11 protein-coding genes are annotated in these 15089 nt (G+C 73.0%); 6 read left to right on the forward strand and 5 right to left on the reverse strand.

Going from position 1 to position 15089, the window contains the following annotated elements:
- Positions 1 to 4367, reverse strand: a 4367-nt coding sequence (locus ACZ52R_RS31365) for an amino acid adenylation domain-containing protein (RefSeq protein WP_465754552.1), incomplete at its 3' end; no start/stop codon positions are given.
- A gap of 583 nt (positions 4368 to 4950) precedes the next feature.
- Between ACZ52R_RS31365 and ACZ52R_RS31370 the strand changes: the two genes are divergently transcribed.
- Positions 4951 to 5580, forward strand: coding sequence for an ATP-binding cassette domain-containing protein (locus tag ACZ52R_RS31370; RefSeq protein ID WP_465664404.1), 630 nt, complete (start codon positions 4951 to 4953; stop codon positions 5578 to 5580).
- Here ACZ52R_RS31370 and ACZ52R_RS31375 read toward each other — a convergent pair.
- A complete protein-coding gene (locus tag ACZ52R_RS31375; protein WP_360493042.1) occupies positions 5543 to 6301 on the reverse strand; it encodes a thioesterase II family protein in 759 nt (252 codons plus the stop codon). The two genes, ACZ52R_RS31370 and ACZ52R_RS31375, sit on opposite strands and share 38 nt — an antisense overlap.
- Before the next feature lie 76 nt (positions 6302 to 6377).
- Positions 6378 to 7691 carry an MFS transporter gene (locus ACZ52R_RS31380; RefSeq protein WP_465624017.1) on the reverse strand — a complete coding sequence of 438 codons (1314 nt, stop codon included), beginning with the start codon at positions 7689 to 7691 and terminating at the stop codon, positions 6378 to 6380.
- A gap of 270 nt (positions 7692 to 7961) precedes the next feature.
- Here ACZ52R_RS31380 and ACZ52R_RS31385 point away from each other — a divergent pair, with 270 nt between their 5' ends.
- Complete coding sequence (locus ACZ52R_RS31385; protein ID WP_350516285.1) at positions 7962 to 8168, forward strand: hypothetical protein; 207 nt, start codon at positions 7962 to 7964, stop codon at positions 8166 to 8168.
- Positions 8169 to 8220: 52 nt separating this feature from the next.
- Complete coding sequence (locus ACZ52R_RS31390; protein WP_465664402.1) at positions 8221 to 8661, forward strand: hypothetical protein; 441 nt, start codon at positions 8221 to 8223, stop codon at positions 8659 to 8661.
- A 144-nt stretch (positions 8662 to 8805) separates the two neighbouring features.
- Here the strand turns inward: ACZ52R_RS31390 and ACZ52R_RS31395 are convergent, their stop codons facing one another.
- Positions 8806 to 9468, reverse strand: coding sequence for a response regulator transcription factor (locus ACZ52R_RS31395; RefSeq protein ID WP_360493050.1), 663 nt, complete (start codon positions 9466 to 9468; stop codon positions 8806 to 8808).
- A complete protein-coding gene (locus tag ACZ52R_RS31400; RefSeq protein ID WP_465664408.1) occupies positions 9456 to 10595 on the reverse strand; it encodes a sensor histidine kinase in 1140 nt (379 codons plus the stop codon). Before ACZ52R_RS31400 ends, ACZ52R_RS31395 begins: the two co-directional genes overlap by 13 nt.
- Positions 10596 to 10968: 373 nt before the next feature.
- Between ACZ52R_RS31400 and ACZ52R_RS31405 the strand changes: the two genes are divergently transcribed.
- From ACZ52R_RS31405 to ACZ52R_RS31415, 3 genes are all read left to right on the forward strand, one after another.
- Positions 10969 to 11778, forward strand: coding sequence for an ABC transporter ATP-binding protein (locus ACZ52R_RS31405; RefSeq protein ID WP_465754575.1), 810 nt, complete (start codon positions 10969 to 10971; stop codon positions 11776 to 11778).
- A gap of 2 nt (positions 11779 to 11780) precedes the next feature.
- Positions 11781 to 14543: an FtsX-like permease family protein gene (locus ACZ52R_RS31410; RefSeq protein WP_465754553.1), complete on the forward strand. Its 2763-nt coding sequence runs from the start codon at positions 11781 to 11783 to the stop codon at positions 14541 to 14543.
- 64 nt (positions 14544 to 14607) lie between these two features.
- Positions 14608 to 15021: a hypothetical protein gene (locus ACZ52R_RS31415; protein WP_465624023.1), complete on the forward strand. Its 414-nt coding sequence runs from the start codon at positions 14608 to 14610 to the stop codon at positions 15019 to 15021.
- Positions 15022 to 15089: the final 68 nt, after the last annotated feature.

The following is a 15089-nucleotide window of genomic DNA, read 5'->3' on the forward strand; positions in this document are numbered from 1 at the left end:
ACCGCGTCACCCGTGCGGTAGAGCCGGCCGCCCACACCGAACGGGTCCGCGACGAACCGCTCCGCCGTCAGCCCCGGCCGACCCACGTAGCCCTGGGCGACACCGCCGCCGGCCACGTACAACTCACCCACCACACCCGGCGGCACCGGCCGCAGCCAGCCGTCCAGCACATACACCCGGGTGTCGGCGATCGGCCGGCCGACCGGCACCGTGTCGCCGTCGAGGTGGGCCGGGGTGATCCGGCAGACCGCGGCGAAGGTGGTGGTCTCGGTGGGCCCGTAGCCGTTCAGCAGGGTGAGCGAGGGGAAGCGCTCCAGCACGGCCCGGCAGTGCCGCGGCGACAGCGCGTCGCCGCCCGCGAGCAGCCGGCGCACCCCGCCGAGCGCCTCGATGCCGGAGTCGACGACCTCGTGGAACAGGCCGGCGGTGAGCCAGAGCGTCGTCACCCCGTACTCGGCCACGAAGGCGCCCAGCTCGCGGGTGTCCAGCACCCCGGGCGCGGGGATGGCCAGGGTGGCACCGTTCAGCAGCGCGCCCCATATCTCGAAGGTGGCCGCGTCGAAGGAGACCGAGGCCAGCTGCGCGACCACGTCCTCGCCGCCGAGTTCGAGGTAGCCGTTGTCCCGGACGACCCGCTCGACGCCGCGGTGCGTGGCCTCGACGCCCTTGGGGCGGCCGGTGGAACCGGAGGTGTAGACGACGTACGCGGCACTGCCCGGGGTGATCGTCACCTGCGGGCGGTCGGTCGGGCGGGCGTCGACGGCCGCGCGGTCGCGGTCGAGCAGGACCACCGCCGGTCCCTCCGGGGTCCAGCGGGCGGCGGAGTCCCGGTCGGTGAGCAGCAGCGTGAGGCCGGCGTCCTCGGCCATGAAATCGAGCCTGCCCAGCGGGTAGGCCGGGTCGAGCGGCACGTACGCGGCGCCGGCCTTGACCACGGCGAGCAGGGCGACGATCAGGTCGGTGCCGCGCTCCAGGTGGATGCCGACCCGGTCGCCGGGCTCGACGCCGAGGGCGATCAGGTGGTGGGCGAGCCGGTTGGTGCGCTCGTCCAGTGCGGCGTAGTCCAGGCGGACGCCCTCGGCGCGCACGGCGGCGGCCCGGGGGGTGCGGGCCGCCTGGGCGGCGAACAGGTCGGGCAGGGTGGCCTCGGTGACGCTGCGCGCGGTGTCATTCCAGGTGTGCAGGAGGCGCTCGGTCTCGGCGTCGGTGAGCAGCGGCGCCTCGGCCATCGGGTGCTGCGGGCGGGCGGCGAGGCCGGCGAGGAGCACGCCGAGCTGGTCGGCGAGGCGTACGGCGGTGGGCTCGTCAAAGAGGTCGGTGCTGTACTCCAGCGAGCCGGTGAGGCCGCCGTCGGGGTTCTGCCAGAACTCCAGGGTGATGTCGAACAGGGCGGCTTCGCGGGGCAGGACGGTCTCGGTGACGGTGAGCCCGGGCAGGTCGGGCAGCCGGGCCGGGGCGTTCTGCAGGACCAGCATGGCCTGGACGAGCGGGGGGCGGCTGGGGTCGCGTTCGACGACCACGGCGTCCACGACGCGGTCGAAGGGCACGTCGTCGTTGGCCAGTGCGTCCAGGACGTCGGTGCGGGTGCGGTCGACGAAGTCGGCGAAGCTGAGCGTCTCGTCGACGTCCGCGCGCAGCACCAGGGTGTTGACGAAGAAGCCGACCAGTTCGGCGAGTTCGAAGCGGTCGCGACCGGCGTCGACGGTGCCGATGGCGATGTCGCGGCGGCCCGACCAGCGGGAGAGCAGCAGTTGGGTGCCGGCGGCGAGGGTGGTGAACAGGGTGGTGCCGTGGTCCCGGCCGAGGACGGTCAGGCGTTCGACAGTGCTCGGTACGAGGGTGAACAGGTGGCGGGCGCCGGCGGAGCTGCGCAGGGCCGGGCGGGGCCGGTCGGTGGGCAGTTCCAGGGCGGTGACGCCGTCGAGCTTCCGCTGCCAGTAGGCGAGTTGGCCGGCGAGGCGGGGGTTGTCCGCCTGGCTCTGCTGCCAGTGGGCGACGTCGGCGTGCTGGAGGGCGAGGGGTGCGAGCCCGGCCTGGCGGATCAGTGTCTCGGCGGTGGTGTCCGGGTCGGTGGTGGTCAGTGCCGCACGGTAGAGCAGACCGAGGTCGTGAGCGATGACGTCCATCGACCAGGCGTCGGCGACGATGTGGTGCGCGGTGAGGACCAGCAGGTGGTCCTGGGGTGCGGTGCGCACCAGCAGTGCCCGCAGGGGGCGTCCGGAGCGCAGGTCGAAGGGGGCGGACACCTCGGCCCGCAGCAGTTCCTGGACGGCGGCGTCCCGGGCGGGGCCGGTGAGCCCGGCCGGTTCGGCCACCGGCAGTGGCAGGGCGGCGGGTTCGCCGATCACCTGGGCGGGGGCGCCGTCGACGTCGGTGAAGGCGGTGCGCAGCGGCTCGTGGCGGGCGACGAGGGCGGCCAGGGCGCGCTGCAGCGCGGGGTGGTCGAGGTGGCCGGTGAGGTGCAGTCCGGTGGCGCAGTTGTAGGCGGAGCCGCCGGGTTCGTACTGGTCGAGGAACCAGAGCCGGCGCTGTGCCGGGGAGAGTCCCAGTGGCCGGCCGCGCTCCAGGGCGGGGATCGGTTCGGCGGCGGTCTGGGCGGGGCGCTGTTCCAGGTGCTCCAGGCGGGCGGCGTACCGGGCCAGGGTGAAGTGGTCGAACAGGTCGGCGGGGGCGGGGCGGTGGCCGAGGCGGCGTTCCACCTGGAAGGCCATCCGCAGGCCGGCGATGGAGTCGCCGCCGCGGGCGAAGAAGTCGTCGTCGGCGCCGATCCGCTCGACGCCGAGGATCTCGGTCCAGATCTCGGCGAGGTGGCGCTCCAGTTCGGTGCGCGGCGGCGTGTGTGCGGGTTCGGCGATGCGGCTGGGTGCGGGCAGGGCGGTGCGGTCGACCTTGCCGTTGGGGGTGAGGGGGAGGCTGTCCAGGAAGCCGAAGGCGGTGGGCACCATGTGGGCTGGGAGTCGCCCGGCGAGGTGGTCACGCAGTTCGGTGGCGGAGGGGACGGCCTCGGGCAGGCGGGGGACGACATGGGCGACGAGGCGGCGCGGTTCGGGGCCCTGGGCGACGACGACGCACTGGAGCACGCCCTCGTACTCGCTGAGGGCAGCCTCGATCTCGCCGAGTTCGACGCGCAGTCCGCGAATCTTCACCTGGTGGTCGTGGCGGCCGACGAACTCGTACCGCTCGCCGCCGAGTCGGCGTACCCGGTCGCCGGTGCGGTACATCCGGGTGCCGTCGTCGGCGTTGGGGTCGGCGACGAAGCGCTCGGCGGTGAGCGAGGCCCGGTTGACGTAGCCGCGGGCCAGTGCGTCGCCGGCGATGCACAGTTCGCCGACGCCGCCCTCGGGCACGGGGCGCAGGCTGTCGTCGAGCACCATGACCCGGACGCCGGGCACGGCACGGCCGATGCCGGGAACCTCGCCGAGCTCGGGGGGCAGGGGGCCGTTGACGGTGGTGGTGACGGTGGCCTCGGTGGGGCCGTAGGCGTTGAACATGCGCCGGTTGCGGGCCCAGCGGGCCACCAGGTCGGGCGGGCAGGGCTCGCCGCCAGTGGCGAGGCCGCGCAGGTCGGGCAGTTCCACCGGGGGGATGGTGGCGAGCACCGACGGCGGGATCATCGCGTGGGTGACGGAGGTGGTGGACAGGAGTTCGGCGATCCCCTCGCCGACGGTCTGGGTGTCGGCGGCGGGCAGGATCAGGGTGGCCCCGGCGTACCAGGTCTGGACGAGGTCGGCGATGGCGACGTCGAAGTTGGGCGAGACCAGCTGGAGGACGCGGCTGTCCTGGCCGATGGCGAGGGCGTCGGCGTGGGCGGCGCCGAGGGCCTCGACGCCGCGGTGGGTGACGGCCACGCCCTTGGGGGTGCCGGTGGAGCCCGAGGTGTAGATGACGTACGCGGTGTTGTCCAGCAGCACCGGCACGTCGGGGGCGGTGTCCGGGCCGTCCTGGTCGGGCTGGTCGATCCGCAGGGTCCGGGCGGTGGCGCCGAAGGCGTGTTCGCCGGCGTCCCCGGTGAGGATGAGGTTGATGTCGGAGTCGGAGACCATGAAGGCGAGGCGCTCGGCCGGGTACTTGGGGTCGAGCGGGACGTAGGCGCCGCCGGCCTTGAGGACGGCGAGCAGTCCGGTGATCAGGTGCGGGCCGCGTTCGACGAAGACGCCGACCCTGCTCTCGGGCCGCACTCCCTCGGCCACCAGTCGGCGGGCCAGCAGGTTGGCCCGCCGGTCGACCTCACCGTAGGAGAGGCTGACGCCGGCCTGCTCCACCGCGGGGTGGCCGGGCCGGCGGGCGGCCTGTGCTTCGAACAGCCCGTGGAGCGTGGTGCCGGCGATGGCCGACCGATTGAACGACGAGTACATGCCAGACTTCATGCCGGTATCCCAAATCGCTGAGGAATTGTTCGTGGACGCCTGTGACCGTCGAGCGCACGGCGCGTCATCAGCCTCGGCCGGAGTGTGTTTCCGCCGATGCGGCCCGATGTTCTTCCCCGGGTTCGATCCGAAGTCCCCCGGGGCCGACGGCGTATCGGAACGCGTCGGTCCGGCCCGCCACCCCGACTGCACAGCGATGCCTCGGGAAACATTCTTCACCGCCGGAATTCGCTCGAACAGGAGTTTTAGACCTGCCGCAAACACCCACTCCGGAGGCGGTACCAAGGGGGGTCAGCCACCACTCCACGTGGGTATCTGCCGCACCCCACCCCCGGGGGAGTGTCAGCTGAACCCGAATCCATCCTGCAGACGGCATAGTGCGTCGCCACCATGTCTCGGTATGGTGCGGACCATCGATCGAACAGGGTGGGAAGTCGCACACCCACAGGCAGCCACAGGGGCGTCAATGCGGCGATATCGAACCGTTCCACCGCCGGCCCGGCCCGGCGAGGTGGTGGCCTCGCTCAACGCGGTTTCCGTCGCACTCCCCAGTGCCGGTGAGCCGCTTTTCGCACTGAAAAACGTGAACCTCGGAATCCGCTCCGGTTGCTTTCTGGCCGTGATGGGCCCGACGGGCGCTGGAAAGACCACGCTGCTGCGCTGCCTGGCCGGACTGGTCCCGCCGACCTCCGGTTCGACGTGGTGGGCCCCCGGACCGGACCCGGACGAACCGGTCCCCGCCGAACTGCTCCCGGACGAACCGCAACCGGACCACCCGGCCGCCTCGGTGGCCGAGGCCGTCCGGTCGGCGGGCCCGGCCGGCCGGGCCGACCTGGACCTGGTCCACCGGGCGACCCTGCTGGAGCGCAGTCTGGAGCGGCCGGTCCGGGAGCTGTCCGCCTCCGGCCGCCGGCGCCTGGCCGTCGCCCACGCACTGGCCCGGGCCCCGCGACTGCTGCTGGCCGACGAGCCCGGCCCGGACCCCAGCCCCGCCGCCGAACGCGCCCGGGCCGCCGTCCTGCGGCGCGCCACCGCGCAGTTCGACGTCGCGGCAGTCATGGCCGTACGGGATCCGGTCGCCGCCTCGCTCGCCCGCGCGACGATCTTCCTCCACCGCGGGCAGGTCGTCGACGCGGTGGCCGGCGCCGCTCCGGCCGAACTCGCCGAGTGCCTGCTCAGGATCGCGCGGCAACCGTCCGCAGCCTGCGGTTGACCAGATCAAGCATCGCCGCCGGTTCGTTGAGGAAGAAGTGGTCGCCGGGCAGCTCCAGGGACTCGCTCGGGCCCGCGCAGTGCCGGGCCCACTCCTTCATGTCGGCGGGCCGCGCCTCCGCGTCGTCCACCCCGGCGAAGGTCGTCATCGGGACGGGCACAGTGACGCCCGGTTCGGTCAGGTACGTCTCGGTGAGCGCGAAATCGGCCCGCAACACCGGCAACAGCAGCGCGAGGATCTCCGGGTCGTTCAGCACCGCGGTCGGCATCCCGTTCATCTGCCGGATCTCCTCGGTCAGTTCGGCGTCCGGCAGCAGGTGCCGGCGCATCGCGGTGCGCTGCGGCACGCAGCCGCCCAGGAACAGCCAGGTCGGCGTCCGCGCCCCGCGCTCGGCCAGCAGCCGGGTCAGCGCGAAGGCGATCTGACCGCCCATGCTGTGCCCGAAGAAGGCGAACGGCTTGTCCGTCCACGGCTCCAGATGCTCGGCCAGCCGCACCACCAGGTCTGCCATCACGGTCGCCGGCGGCTCGCTGATCCGCTCCTCCCGGCCGGGCAGCAGCACCGGGCACACCTCGACGGACGGGTCCAGGAACTCGTGCCAGGACCGGAACACGCTGGTGCCGCCACCCGCGTACGGGAAGCAGAACAGCCGCACCCTGGCCGCCGGGCGCTGGGGCCGGGTGACCACCCAGCGCGGGCTACGGGACTTGGTGGTTTCCACAGGACTGCCTTTCCGGAGCTTTCCGAAGGGGACGCCGCCCGGGGTCTCCGGGGGGCAGGAGGCGGAGCGGACACGGTCAGGGCACGGGGTCGCCGATGTTCTCGGCGGGCTCGGCCGACCTGGTGGGTTCGGGGGCGGAACCGGCGGCGGGCACGGCGCTGCGGACATCCGGAAACGCCCGCAGCGTACGGCTGAGGCCGGCTCCCACCGCAGCGAGCAGCAGGAGGCCGACGAAGACCGCGACCGCCGTCCCGCGCCCGGCCGTGTCGGCGAGCACGCCGCCGAGCAGCGGGCCGGCCACCCCCGCGACGCCGCCGGTGAGCGCCATCGCCGCCCCGACCCGGCCCCGCAGGCCGTCCGGGGTGACGCTCATCTGGTACACCACCACGGTGGCGTGCACGGTCGGCGCGCAGAAGGCGATCGCCGCGAGCACGGCTCCGAAGAGGTACGCGCTGGTGCCGAGCACGAGCAGCGGGGTGACCGCGGCGCCGACCAGGCCGAGGCCGGCGATCGCGACCCGCGGCGCGATGAGCCGCTGCAGCACCGGCGCCACCACGGCGCCGAGCAGGCCCCCGACGCCCGTCATGGCCCCGATCACGCCGATCTCGTCGGCCGGCACCCCCGACCGCTTCGCGAGGGTCACCACCAGCAGGTAGAGCGCGTTGAACGCGATGCTGACAGCCACCGCCACCAGCAGGGCGCTGCGCAGCACCGGGCGCTCCCGGATGAAGCGCACGCCGACCTTGAGGTCCCCGGCCAGCGAGCCGCCCTGCCCGGCGGGAGCCGCAACGGCGGCCGGAAGCCGCAGGAACAGCAGCAGCACGAAGGAGGCGGCGAAGGTGACCGCGTTGACGGCGAACGGCAGCCACTGGCGCGCGGCCAGCAGCAGACCGCCGAGCCCCGGGCCGACCAGCGTCGCCAGGTAGCTGCGGGCCGCGTTGCGCGAGACCGCCTCCGGCAGCTGGCTCGGGTGGACGAGCTGGGGCAGCAACGCCTCCTCCGCCGGGGTGAACAGCGCCGCCGCCGCGCCGTCCACGGCGGCCACCAGGAACACCAGGCCCAGGCCCTCGTCCCCCCGCCACAGCGCCAGCACGAGCGCGGCGAGGACCGGGATGCGCACCAGCTCACAGGCAATCAGCACCCGCTTGCGGTTCCACCGGTCCACCAGCGCGCCGGCCGGGATCAGCACCAGCAGCCGGACCATCGCGTTCACGGTGCCGGCCGCGCCCGCGGTGACGGCGGATCCGGTCAGCGCGAGCACTACCAGCGGGATCGCGAACAGCGAGACCTGGCCACCGATTTCGGAGAGCAGCTGACTGACCAGCACCACGTTGTAGTTGCGGTTTCGCGCCAATGGTCTTGGAATCTGCGACTGTTCGACGTCCGGCACCCTGAGATCCCTCCGCCCGCCCTGTTCTGACCTGCGCATGCTGCCACCGGCCTGTCGCAACCGGGAGATCTTTAAGTGAGGACGGAACAACGCTGGTCGAACGTCCGATCGGATCGAGCCGGCGCCGCCTGGAACTCGAAAGAGTAGTGCAGGCAACACCCCCCTTCGGGTGTGCGGTGTACTTACCGGAACGCTCCGAGCGGACAGACTTGGAGACGTACAGCGGCGCGGTTGAGGCCGCGTCTCACAAGGGTTTCGAGGAGTCTTCTCATGGCCGGTTCTGCCGGAAAGCCCGGATCGGGCTGGGTCGTCCTTCCGCTGGTGCTGTTCTTCATCGGTGCCATGCTCACCTCCGTGGTCTCCCACGGCGTGACGGGCAGCACCCACACCACCGTCATGATCGGCGGGTTCGTCCTGGACGCGATCGCCCTGGTCTGGGGCGTCGCCCGCTGGCGCAAGGCGAGCAACGGTGAGTGACCCCTTGACCGTGACCCGGCCGTCCCATCCTGCGACCAGGAGCACCCCGACCATGACCACACCGTTCCCGGCCGACCCGGCCCGGCGGCCCGCCCGCGCCTACCAGCGGAGCCTGGGCCTGCGGGCGGTCGCCGCCACCATCGCGATCGGGGCCGTCTTCGGCCTCGCCTCCTGCAACTCGCCCCAGGAGGTGCTCGATCGGGCCGACATGTGCCTGAAGATCACCGACCTGGCGCTGTTCAACCCGCACCCCGTGGACGCCGACGCCGCGGTCAAGGATGTCAACGACCGCGCGGACAAGATCGACGAGCTGGTGAAGAAGGCCAAGGATGACAAGCTGAAGAAGGCCGCCAGCGACACCGCCAGCGAGCTGCGCAACACCAAGCTCAAGGACCGCGACCCCGGCAGCGTCTCCGTGTACGTCGCGGGCCAGAACAAGCGGCTTGAGTCGCTGCGCTCCACCTGCACCAGCGCCGGTGACATGGCGGGCTGACGCACCGCCACTCATGGACCGGAGGCCGTGGTGGGCGGGACCCCCGCCTGCTCACTCCGACCTCCCTCACCGGGTGTCCGGGGCCCCCCGCCCCAGGCACCCGGTGCTTTCCGTTTCCGGGCCCGCGACGAACGCCGGTTCCTGCTAGGCCTCCTGGACGTCGTGCCCGAGATAGGTCAGCACAGCCAGCACCCGGCGGTGCACACTGCCGCCCTCCGGCGGCAGGTTGAACTTGTCGAAGATGTTCCGGATGTGCTTGCTCACTGCCCGCTCGGTGATCACCAGTTGTTCCGAGATCGCGTTGTTGGCCTTGCCCTGCGCCATCAGCTCCAGCACTTCCTGCTCGCGCGGGCTCAGATTGCGCATCGGCCTGGCCGCGACCTGCCGGCTGAGCAGTTGGGTGACCACCTCCGGGTCGAGCACGGTACCGCCGCCGGCGACCGTCTCCACCGCCTCCAGGAACTGGTCCACCCGCCCCACCCGGTCCTTCAGCAGGTAGCCCACCCCCTTCGCCCCGTGCGCCAGTAGCTCGGCCGCGTACGTCTCCTCAACGTACTGGGAGAGCACCAGGACCGGCAGATCCGGCAGTTCGCGCCGGGCGGCGAGCGCCGCCCGCAGCCCCTCGTCCCGGAACGACGGCGGCAGCCGGACGTCGAGGACCGCCAGGTCGGGCCGGTGGTTGCGCAGCGCGGGCAGGATCTCCGGTCCCGCGCCGACCGACGCCTCCACCGAGTGGCCGTTGCTGCTGAGCAGCAGGACCATCCCCTCCCGTAGCAGGGCGTTGTCCTCCGCGATCACGATCCGCATGGCAGCTCCACTTTCAGCTCCGTAGGCCCTCCGACAGGGCTGGTGAGGGTCGCCGTACCGTCCAGCGCGGCCACCCGGCGGCGGATGCCGACCAGACCGGAGCCGCCGTGTTCGTCGGCACCCCCGCGTCCGTCGTCGGTGACCGTAATGGTCAGCTGTCCGCCGCTGCGCTGGAAGCGTACCGAGGACCTGGTCGCCCGGCTGTGCTTCCTGATGTTGGTCAGCCCCTCGGCGATCACGAAGTAGGCCGCCGCCTCCACGGACGCGGGCACCCGGTGGCCGTTCTCCACCGCGCTCACCTGCAGGTCCACCGGAATCGACGAGCCGGCCGCCAGTGCCCGGACGGCACCGGCTAGTCCACGGTCCGTCAGCACCGGCGGGTAGACCGTCCGTACGACGTGGCGCAGGTCGGCCAGGACCCGCTCGATCCCCTCCTGCGCCTCGTCCAGCCGCGCTTCGGTCGCCTCCGGGTCCTTCGACAACTGCTGTTTGGCCAGCCCGATCCGCAGCGACAGGGCGACCAACTGCGCCTGGACGCCGTCGTGGAGGTCCCGTTCGATGCGCCGCAGTTCGGCGCTGTGCGCCTCGACGGCTCCGGCCCGGCTCTCCGACAGCTCGGCCACCCGTTCTGCCAGCCGGGACGACTCGGACGGGCGCAACAGGTGTACCGTCCAGCCCGCCTGACGCTCGGCCAGGAACCTCTGCAGGTTGAGCACCAGCGGTTCGGCCCGCGACGGGACGCCTCGGCGCCGGGCCACCGCGTCGGCCATGCCCAGTCGTACGCCGTCCAGCGGCAGGCCGACCAGCCACAGCAGCAGGGTCAGCAGGCTGAGCAGCATCACGCTCAGGGTCTGCACCGGCAACCACAGGGCGTCGCGCCAGGTGCCGGGGTCGGTCATCGCCAGTCGGAACCGGTCCGAGAGCGAGCCGTCCAGCGGCAGGTACTGCTCCGGCACCGTGGTGCCCAGGAAGGCGCCCGCGCGTACCCGTTCGTGCCCCGCCAGGCTGCGCAGCGCCCGCACCACCTCCGGCCAGGCGGGGGCGCCGATCAGGAACACGGTGAAGAACAGCGAGGCCGGGACGACGAAGCAGCCGAAGAAGCAGACCACTGCCATCGGCAGGCCCATGTACAGGAAGGCGCTGGCGTCCCGGGCGTCGCGGACGGCCGCGCCGAGTCTCGACGTGTCCTCCTCGGTGTCCGGCTGGGGCTCGAACTCTGACACCGGTAGGGCCTCCTGGGATTGGCGTTGCACTGCGGCGACCGCCGCACCACGGGGTTGCGTCCCACCGTAACGAACCGGAAGCGCACCCTGCGGTGTCTCTGTCACCCCAGCACATGGGTGTGCTGGCTGAACCCCAAGACGGGTGGAAAGGTCATCGCGGCGCCCTCGGCGGAGATCCTAGGGTCGGTTGCGTGGACGCGGGTGACCCGCGTCCACGCCGGCCCACCGCAGTGTCGGCCGGCCGGCCAGGAAGCACGCCCGGGAGGGTTCACTGGTGATCAGGCAGCGCATCGGACGGACGGACGCGGCGGATTCAGCCGTCGAGCAGGAGCAGGGCCACCCGATCGGCCCGGTCGCCCTGACCATGCAGTCGGTGACCCGTCGCTACCTTCGGGGCGGCCAGCCGGTGAACGCCCTGGACGACGTAAGCCTGGAGATCCCCCAGGGGCGGTTCGTCGCCGTGATGGGCCGCTCCGGGTCCGGCAAGACGACCTTCCTGCAGTGCGCCGCCGGCCTGGACCGGCCGACGGCCGGCACCGTGCGGATCGGGACCACCGACCTCGGCTCGCTGAGCGAGGCGGCGCTGACCCGGCTGCGCCGGGACCGGATCGGCTTCGTGTTCCAGTCGCTCAACCTGGTGCCGTCGCTGACCGTGCGGGAGAACGTCACGCTGCCGCTGCTGCTGGGCGGCGAGCGACCGGACAGCCCGCAGGCCGTGGAGCGGGCGATGCGCGTCCTGGAGTCGGTCGGGCTGGCAGACCGCGCGGACGACTCCCCGCAGCACCTGTCCGGCGGCCAGCAGCAGCGGGTCGCCATCGCCCGCGCCCTGGTCACCGACCCGGCCGTGATCTTCGCCGACGAGCCGACCGGGGCACTCGACCCCTCCACCGCCAACGACGTCTTCACGCTGCTGCGCCGGGCCGTGGACGACACCGGGCACACCGTGGTGATGGTCACCCACGACCCGGTCGCCGCGAGCTGGTCCGACGAGGCGGTCTTCCTGGCGAAGGGACGGATCGTCACCACCATGGTCCGGCCGCAGACCGCCGACGTCGCCCAGGTCATGGCCGAGATCGGGGGCTGCTGACCATGTCCGCGACCCGCACCGTCCCCCTCGCCGCGGCCCGGGCCCTGCGGAGCCCGAACGGCCCGGGCCGCGGCGAGGGCCAGGCGACCGCCCGCACGGCGCACTTCCTGGCCGTCCGCGCGGTCCGGATGCACCTCAAGGCGTGGAGCGCGGTCTTCGCCGCGCTGCTGCTGACCTCCCTGCTGCTCGGCTCGTTCGCCCTCGCCACGCTGTCCGCCTTCGCCGGGCACGCCCGGGTCGAGCGCTACGCGGCGACCGTCGCGGTCGTCGGCGGCAATCAGACCACCACCTACGAGGCCACCCCGTTCGCCAGCAAGCCGAAGTCCGTCACGGCCGCGCTCACCGAGCGGGTGCGCGTCCCGGAATCTGCCGTCGCCCGGCTGGCCGCCGTCCCCGGCGTCGCGGCGGCGATCCCGGACAGCGCCGTCCCGATCACCCTGACCGCGGCCGACGGCACCACCGCCGTCCCGGGGCCGGACTCGGAGTCCGGGGTCTCCCCCGTCTACGCGCACGGCTGGAGCACCGCCGCGCTGGCGCCCTTCACGCTGCGCTCGGGCCACCAACCGAACGGGCCGCAGGAAGTGGTCCTGGACGGCGCCCTGGCCGCCCGTGCCGGGGCCAAGGTCGGCGACGAGGTCGGCCTCCAGTCGCCGGTCGGCCTGCCCGTGCACTACCGGGTGGCGGGCATCGCCGCACCCCGGGGCGGTGGCGACGGCACCGGCCTGGCCCACCAGGGCACGGTCTTCCTCAGTGACCAGAAGGCTCGCGACCTGGCGGGCCACCCCGGCCAGGTGGACGCGATCGGCGTCCTCGCGGAGGACGGCACAACCGTCCACACCCTCTACCCGGCGCTGCGCGCCGCCCTGGACGGCGGCACCGCGGCCCACGACGCCGTCGGCGAGCGGGCGCCGCAGGACTCCTCGGCCCTGCGGGTGCTGACCGGCAACGCCCGCGGGAACGCGGAGTTCCTCCAAGCCGCGCCCAGCCGGATCGGGCTGCTGATGCTGCTGGCCACGGTCTGCGTGGTGGTCACCATGATCGCCGTGTTGGTGGTCTCCAGCACCGTGGCGCAGGCCGTCCACCAGCGGGCCCGGGAGTTCGCGCTGCTCCGGGCCGTCGGGGCGACCCCCCGCCAGTTGCGGGTCACCGTGGGGCGCGAGACCGCGATGGTCGCCATCACCGCCGCCCTGCTGGGCGCGGCCGGCGCCGTCCCCGTCTACCTGGAACTCGTCGCCATGTTGGAGCAGCGCGGCGCGATCCCCGTCGGCCTCGACCTGTCCATGCCGCCGATGATGCTGGCGTCGGTGGTCCTCACCGGGGCACTGACCCTGCTGGTGGCCCGGGTCGCGGCCGCGCTCGCCTGCGGGCGGACGGCCAAGCTGAAGCCGGCCGCAGCGATGGGCGAGGCCCAGACCGAGCCCGAGCAGCCCGGCAAAGGACGCACGATCACCGGCGTCATCCTGCTCTTCGCCGGGGTCAGCGCGGCCGGCACGGCCTCGCTGCAGCGCGGCGAGACCGCCGCCGCGGCCGCCAGTTCGGCCGCGATGGCCCTGGTCATCGCGTGCGCGCTGCTCGGCCCGTGGATCGCCCGGCTCGCCATCCACCTGGTCGGTGGCACGGTGCGCCGCCTCGGTGGGGCCGGCGGCTACCTCGCCGACGCCGCCACCCGGGCGAACTCCCGGCGCCTGGGCGCGGCGATCACCCCGATCGTGCTGGTGGTGGCCTTCGTCGGGGTCCAGCTCTCGGCCGGCGCCACGCTGGACCGCGAGGGCGGCCGGCAGGCCGGCAGCTCCATGCGGGCCGACCTGTCGGTCACCGCCGGCGGCGCGGGCATCCCCGAGGAGGTGGTGCAGCGGCTCGCCCGGACGAACGGCGTGAGCGCGGCCACCGGCGTGCTGTACAGCACCATCGTGCTGGCACACCGCGAGGTCGGCGATCCCAAGCTCGACCGGTTCCCGGTGCTCGGCATCACCCCGCAGGCCCTGCCCGCCACCCTCGACCCCAAGGTGACCGCCGGTGACCTCGGCACGCTCGGCCGCGGCACGGTCGCGGTCGGCACCGAGCGCGCCCGCGATCTGAGCCTGTCCGTCGGCTCCACGGTGACGATCCGCTACGGCGACGGCGCGGCCGTGCCGCTGCGCGTGGTCGCGCTCTACGAACGGCAGCTGGCGCTCGGCGAGTTCCTCTTCGCCCACGACGAACTGGCCGCGCACACCGCCGCCCCGGCGAACGGGCGGGCGCTGCTGGCGGTCGACCCGGGCTCCGACCACCGGGCCGTGCGGGCCGCCGTGGAGCGGGAGTTGGCCGTTGCCGCGCCCGGTGCCACGGTGACCGACCAGCCGTCCCCCGAGCACCTGCGCGAGGAGGACCGCGGCGTCGGCCAGGTGATCACCACGGTCGCGGTGTCCGCGATCGGCAGCTTCACCGTGATCGCGGTGCTGAGCACCCTGGCCCTGATCGTCACCGGACGGCGGCCGGAAGTCGCCCTTCTGCGACTGGTCGGCGCCGGCCGGCGGCAGGTCCGTGGCATGCTCCAGGTGGAGGCGTTGATCGTCATGACGGTCGGCCTGGTGATCGGCGCCCTGGCGGCGCTCATTCCCCTGGCCGCCTTCAGTTGGTCACTTGCCGGTTCACTGCCCTATCTGCCGGGAATGCAGGTGGCGTTGATCGTGTCGACCGTCGTGGTCACCACGCTGGCCGGCTACCTGCTGCCGGGCCGGTCCTTCCGGCGCAGGCGGCATCCGGCCGAACTCCGGCGCGTGTGACACCGTTCCGGCAGCAGGGCAGGCAGTAGTTGTAGGCAGAGAAAGAAACGAGGAACTCCACCCGATGCGTCGCGTCGCCGTAGCAAGTCTGCTGGCCCTGGCCGGAGCGGCCGCGCTGGTCCTCAGCGCCTTCCAGCCCTGGTACGAGAAGAGCGATCCTCGGTCGGTGCCGATCGCAGACCTCTTCCAGGGCTTCTCCCCCGACCGCACCGCCACGACCGGCACGTCCATGATGATCCCGCTGGCCGCCGGCGCGGCGATCGCGGCCCTCGCCCTGCTGGTGCGCTCTCGGCTGGTGATGCTCCTGGCCGGGCTGCTCGCCCTGGCCACCTGCGTGCTGTGGACGGTCCAGAAGTCCCTCGAGGTGGCGCCGGTCTCCTTCGACATCACCGACCTGCACACCGGCCTGTGGAACGCCTACGGCGGTGTCCTGCTGCTGCTGATCGCCGTGGCGGTGCTGCCCCCCAGGCGCGCCTGACCGCGCGGCCGCCCGCGTCAGCCGGCCCTCCGGCGTGGGTGTTTCAGCCACGGCTTAACCATCTGCCG

The sequence above is a fragment of the Kitasatospora sp. NPDC034023 genome (assembly GCF_055575795.1).

What these genes read in the sequence shown, in the direction of transcription:
- ACZ52R_RS31385 (WP_350516285.1), top strand. Translation starts at nt 7,962, where the DNA reads ATGGCCGGTTCTGCCGGAAAGCCCGGATCGGGCTGGGTCGTCCTTCCG.
- ACZ52R_RS31390 (WP_465664402.1), top strand. Translation starts at nt 8,221, where the DNA reads ATGACCACACCGTTCCCGGCCGACCCGGCCCGGCGGCCCGCCCGCGCC.
- ACZ52R_RS31395 (WP_360493050.1), bottom strand. Translation starts at nt 9,468, where the DNA reads ATGCGGATCGTGATCGCGGAGGACAACGCCCTGCTACGGGAGGGGATG.
- ACZ52R_RS31400 (WP_465664408.1), bottom strand. Translation starts at nt 10,595, where the DNA reads ATGGGCCTGCCGATGGCAGTGGTCTGCTTCTTCGGCTGCTTCGTCGTC.
- ACZ52R_RS31410 (WP_465754553.1), top strand. Translation starts at nt 11,781, where the DNA reads ATGTCCGCGACCCGCACCGTCCCCCTCGCCGCGGCCCGGGCCCTGCGG.
- ACZ52R_RS31415 (WP_465624023.1), top strand. Translation starts at nt 14,608, where the DNA reads ATGCGTCGCGTCGCCGTAGCAAGTCTGCTGGCCCTGGCCGGAGCGGCC.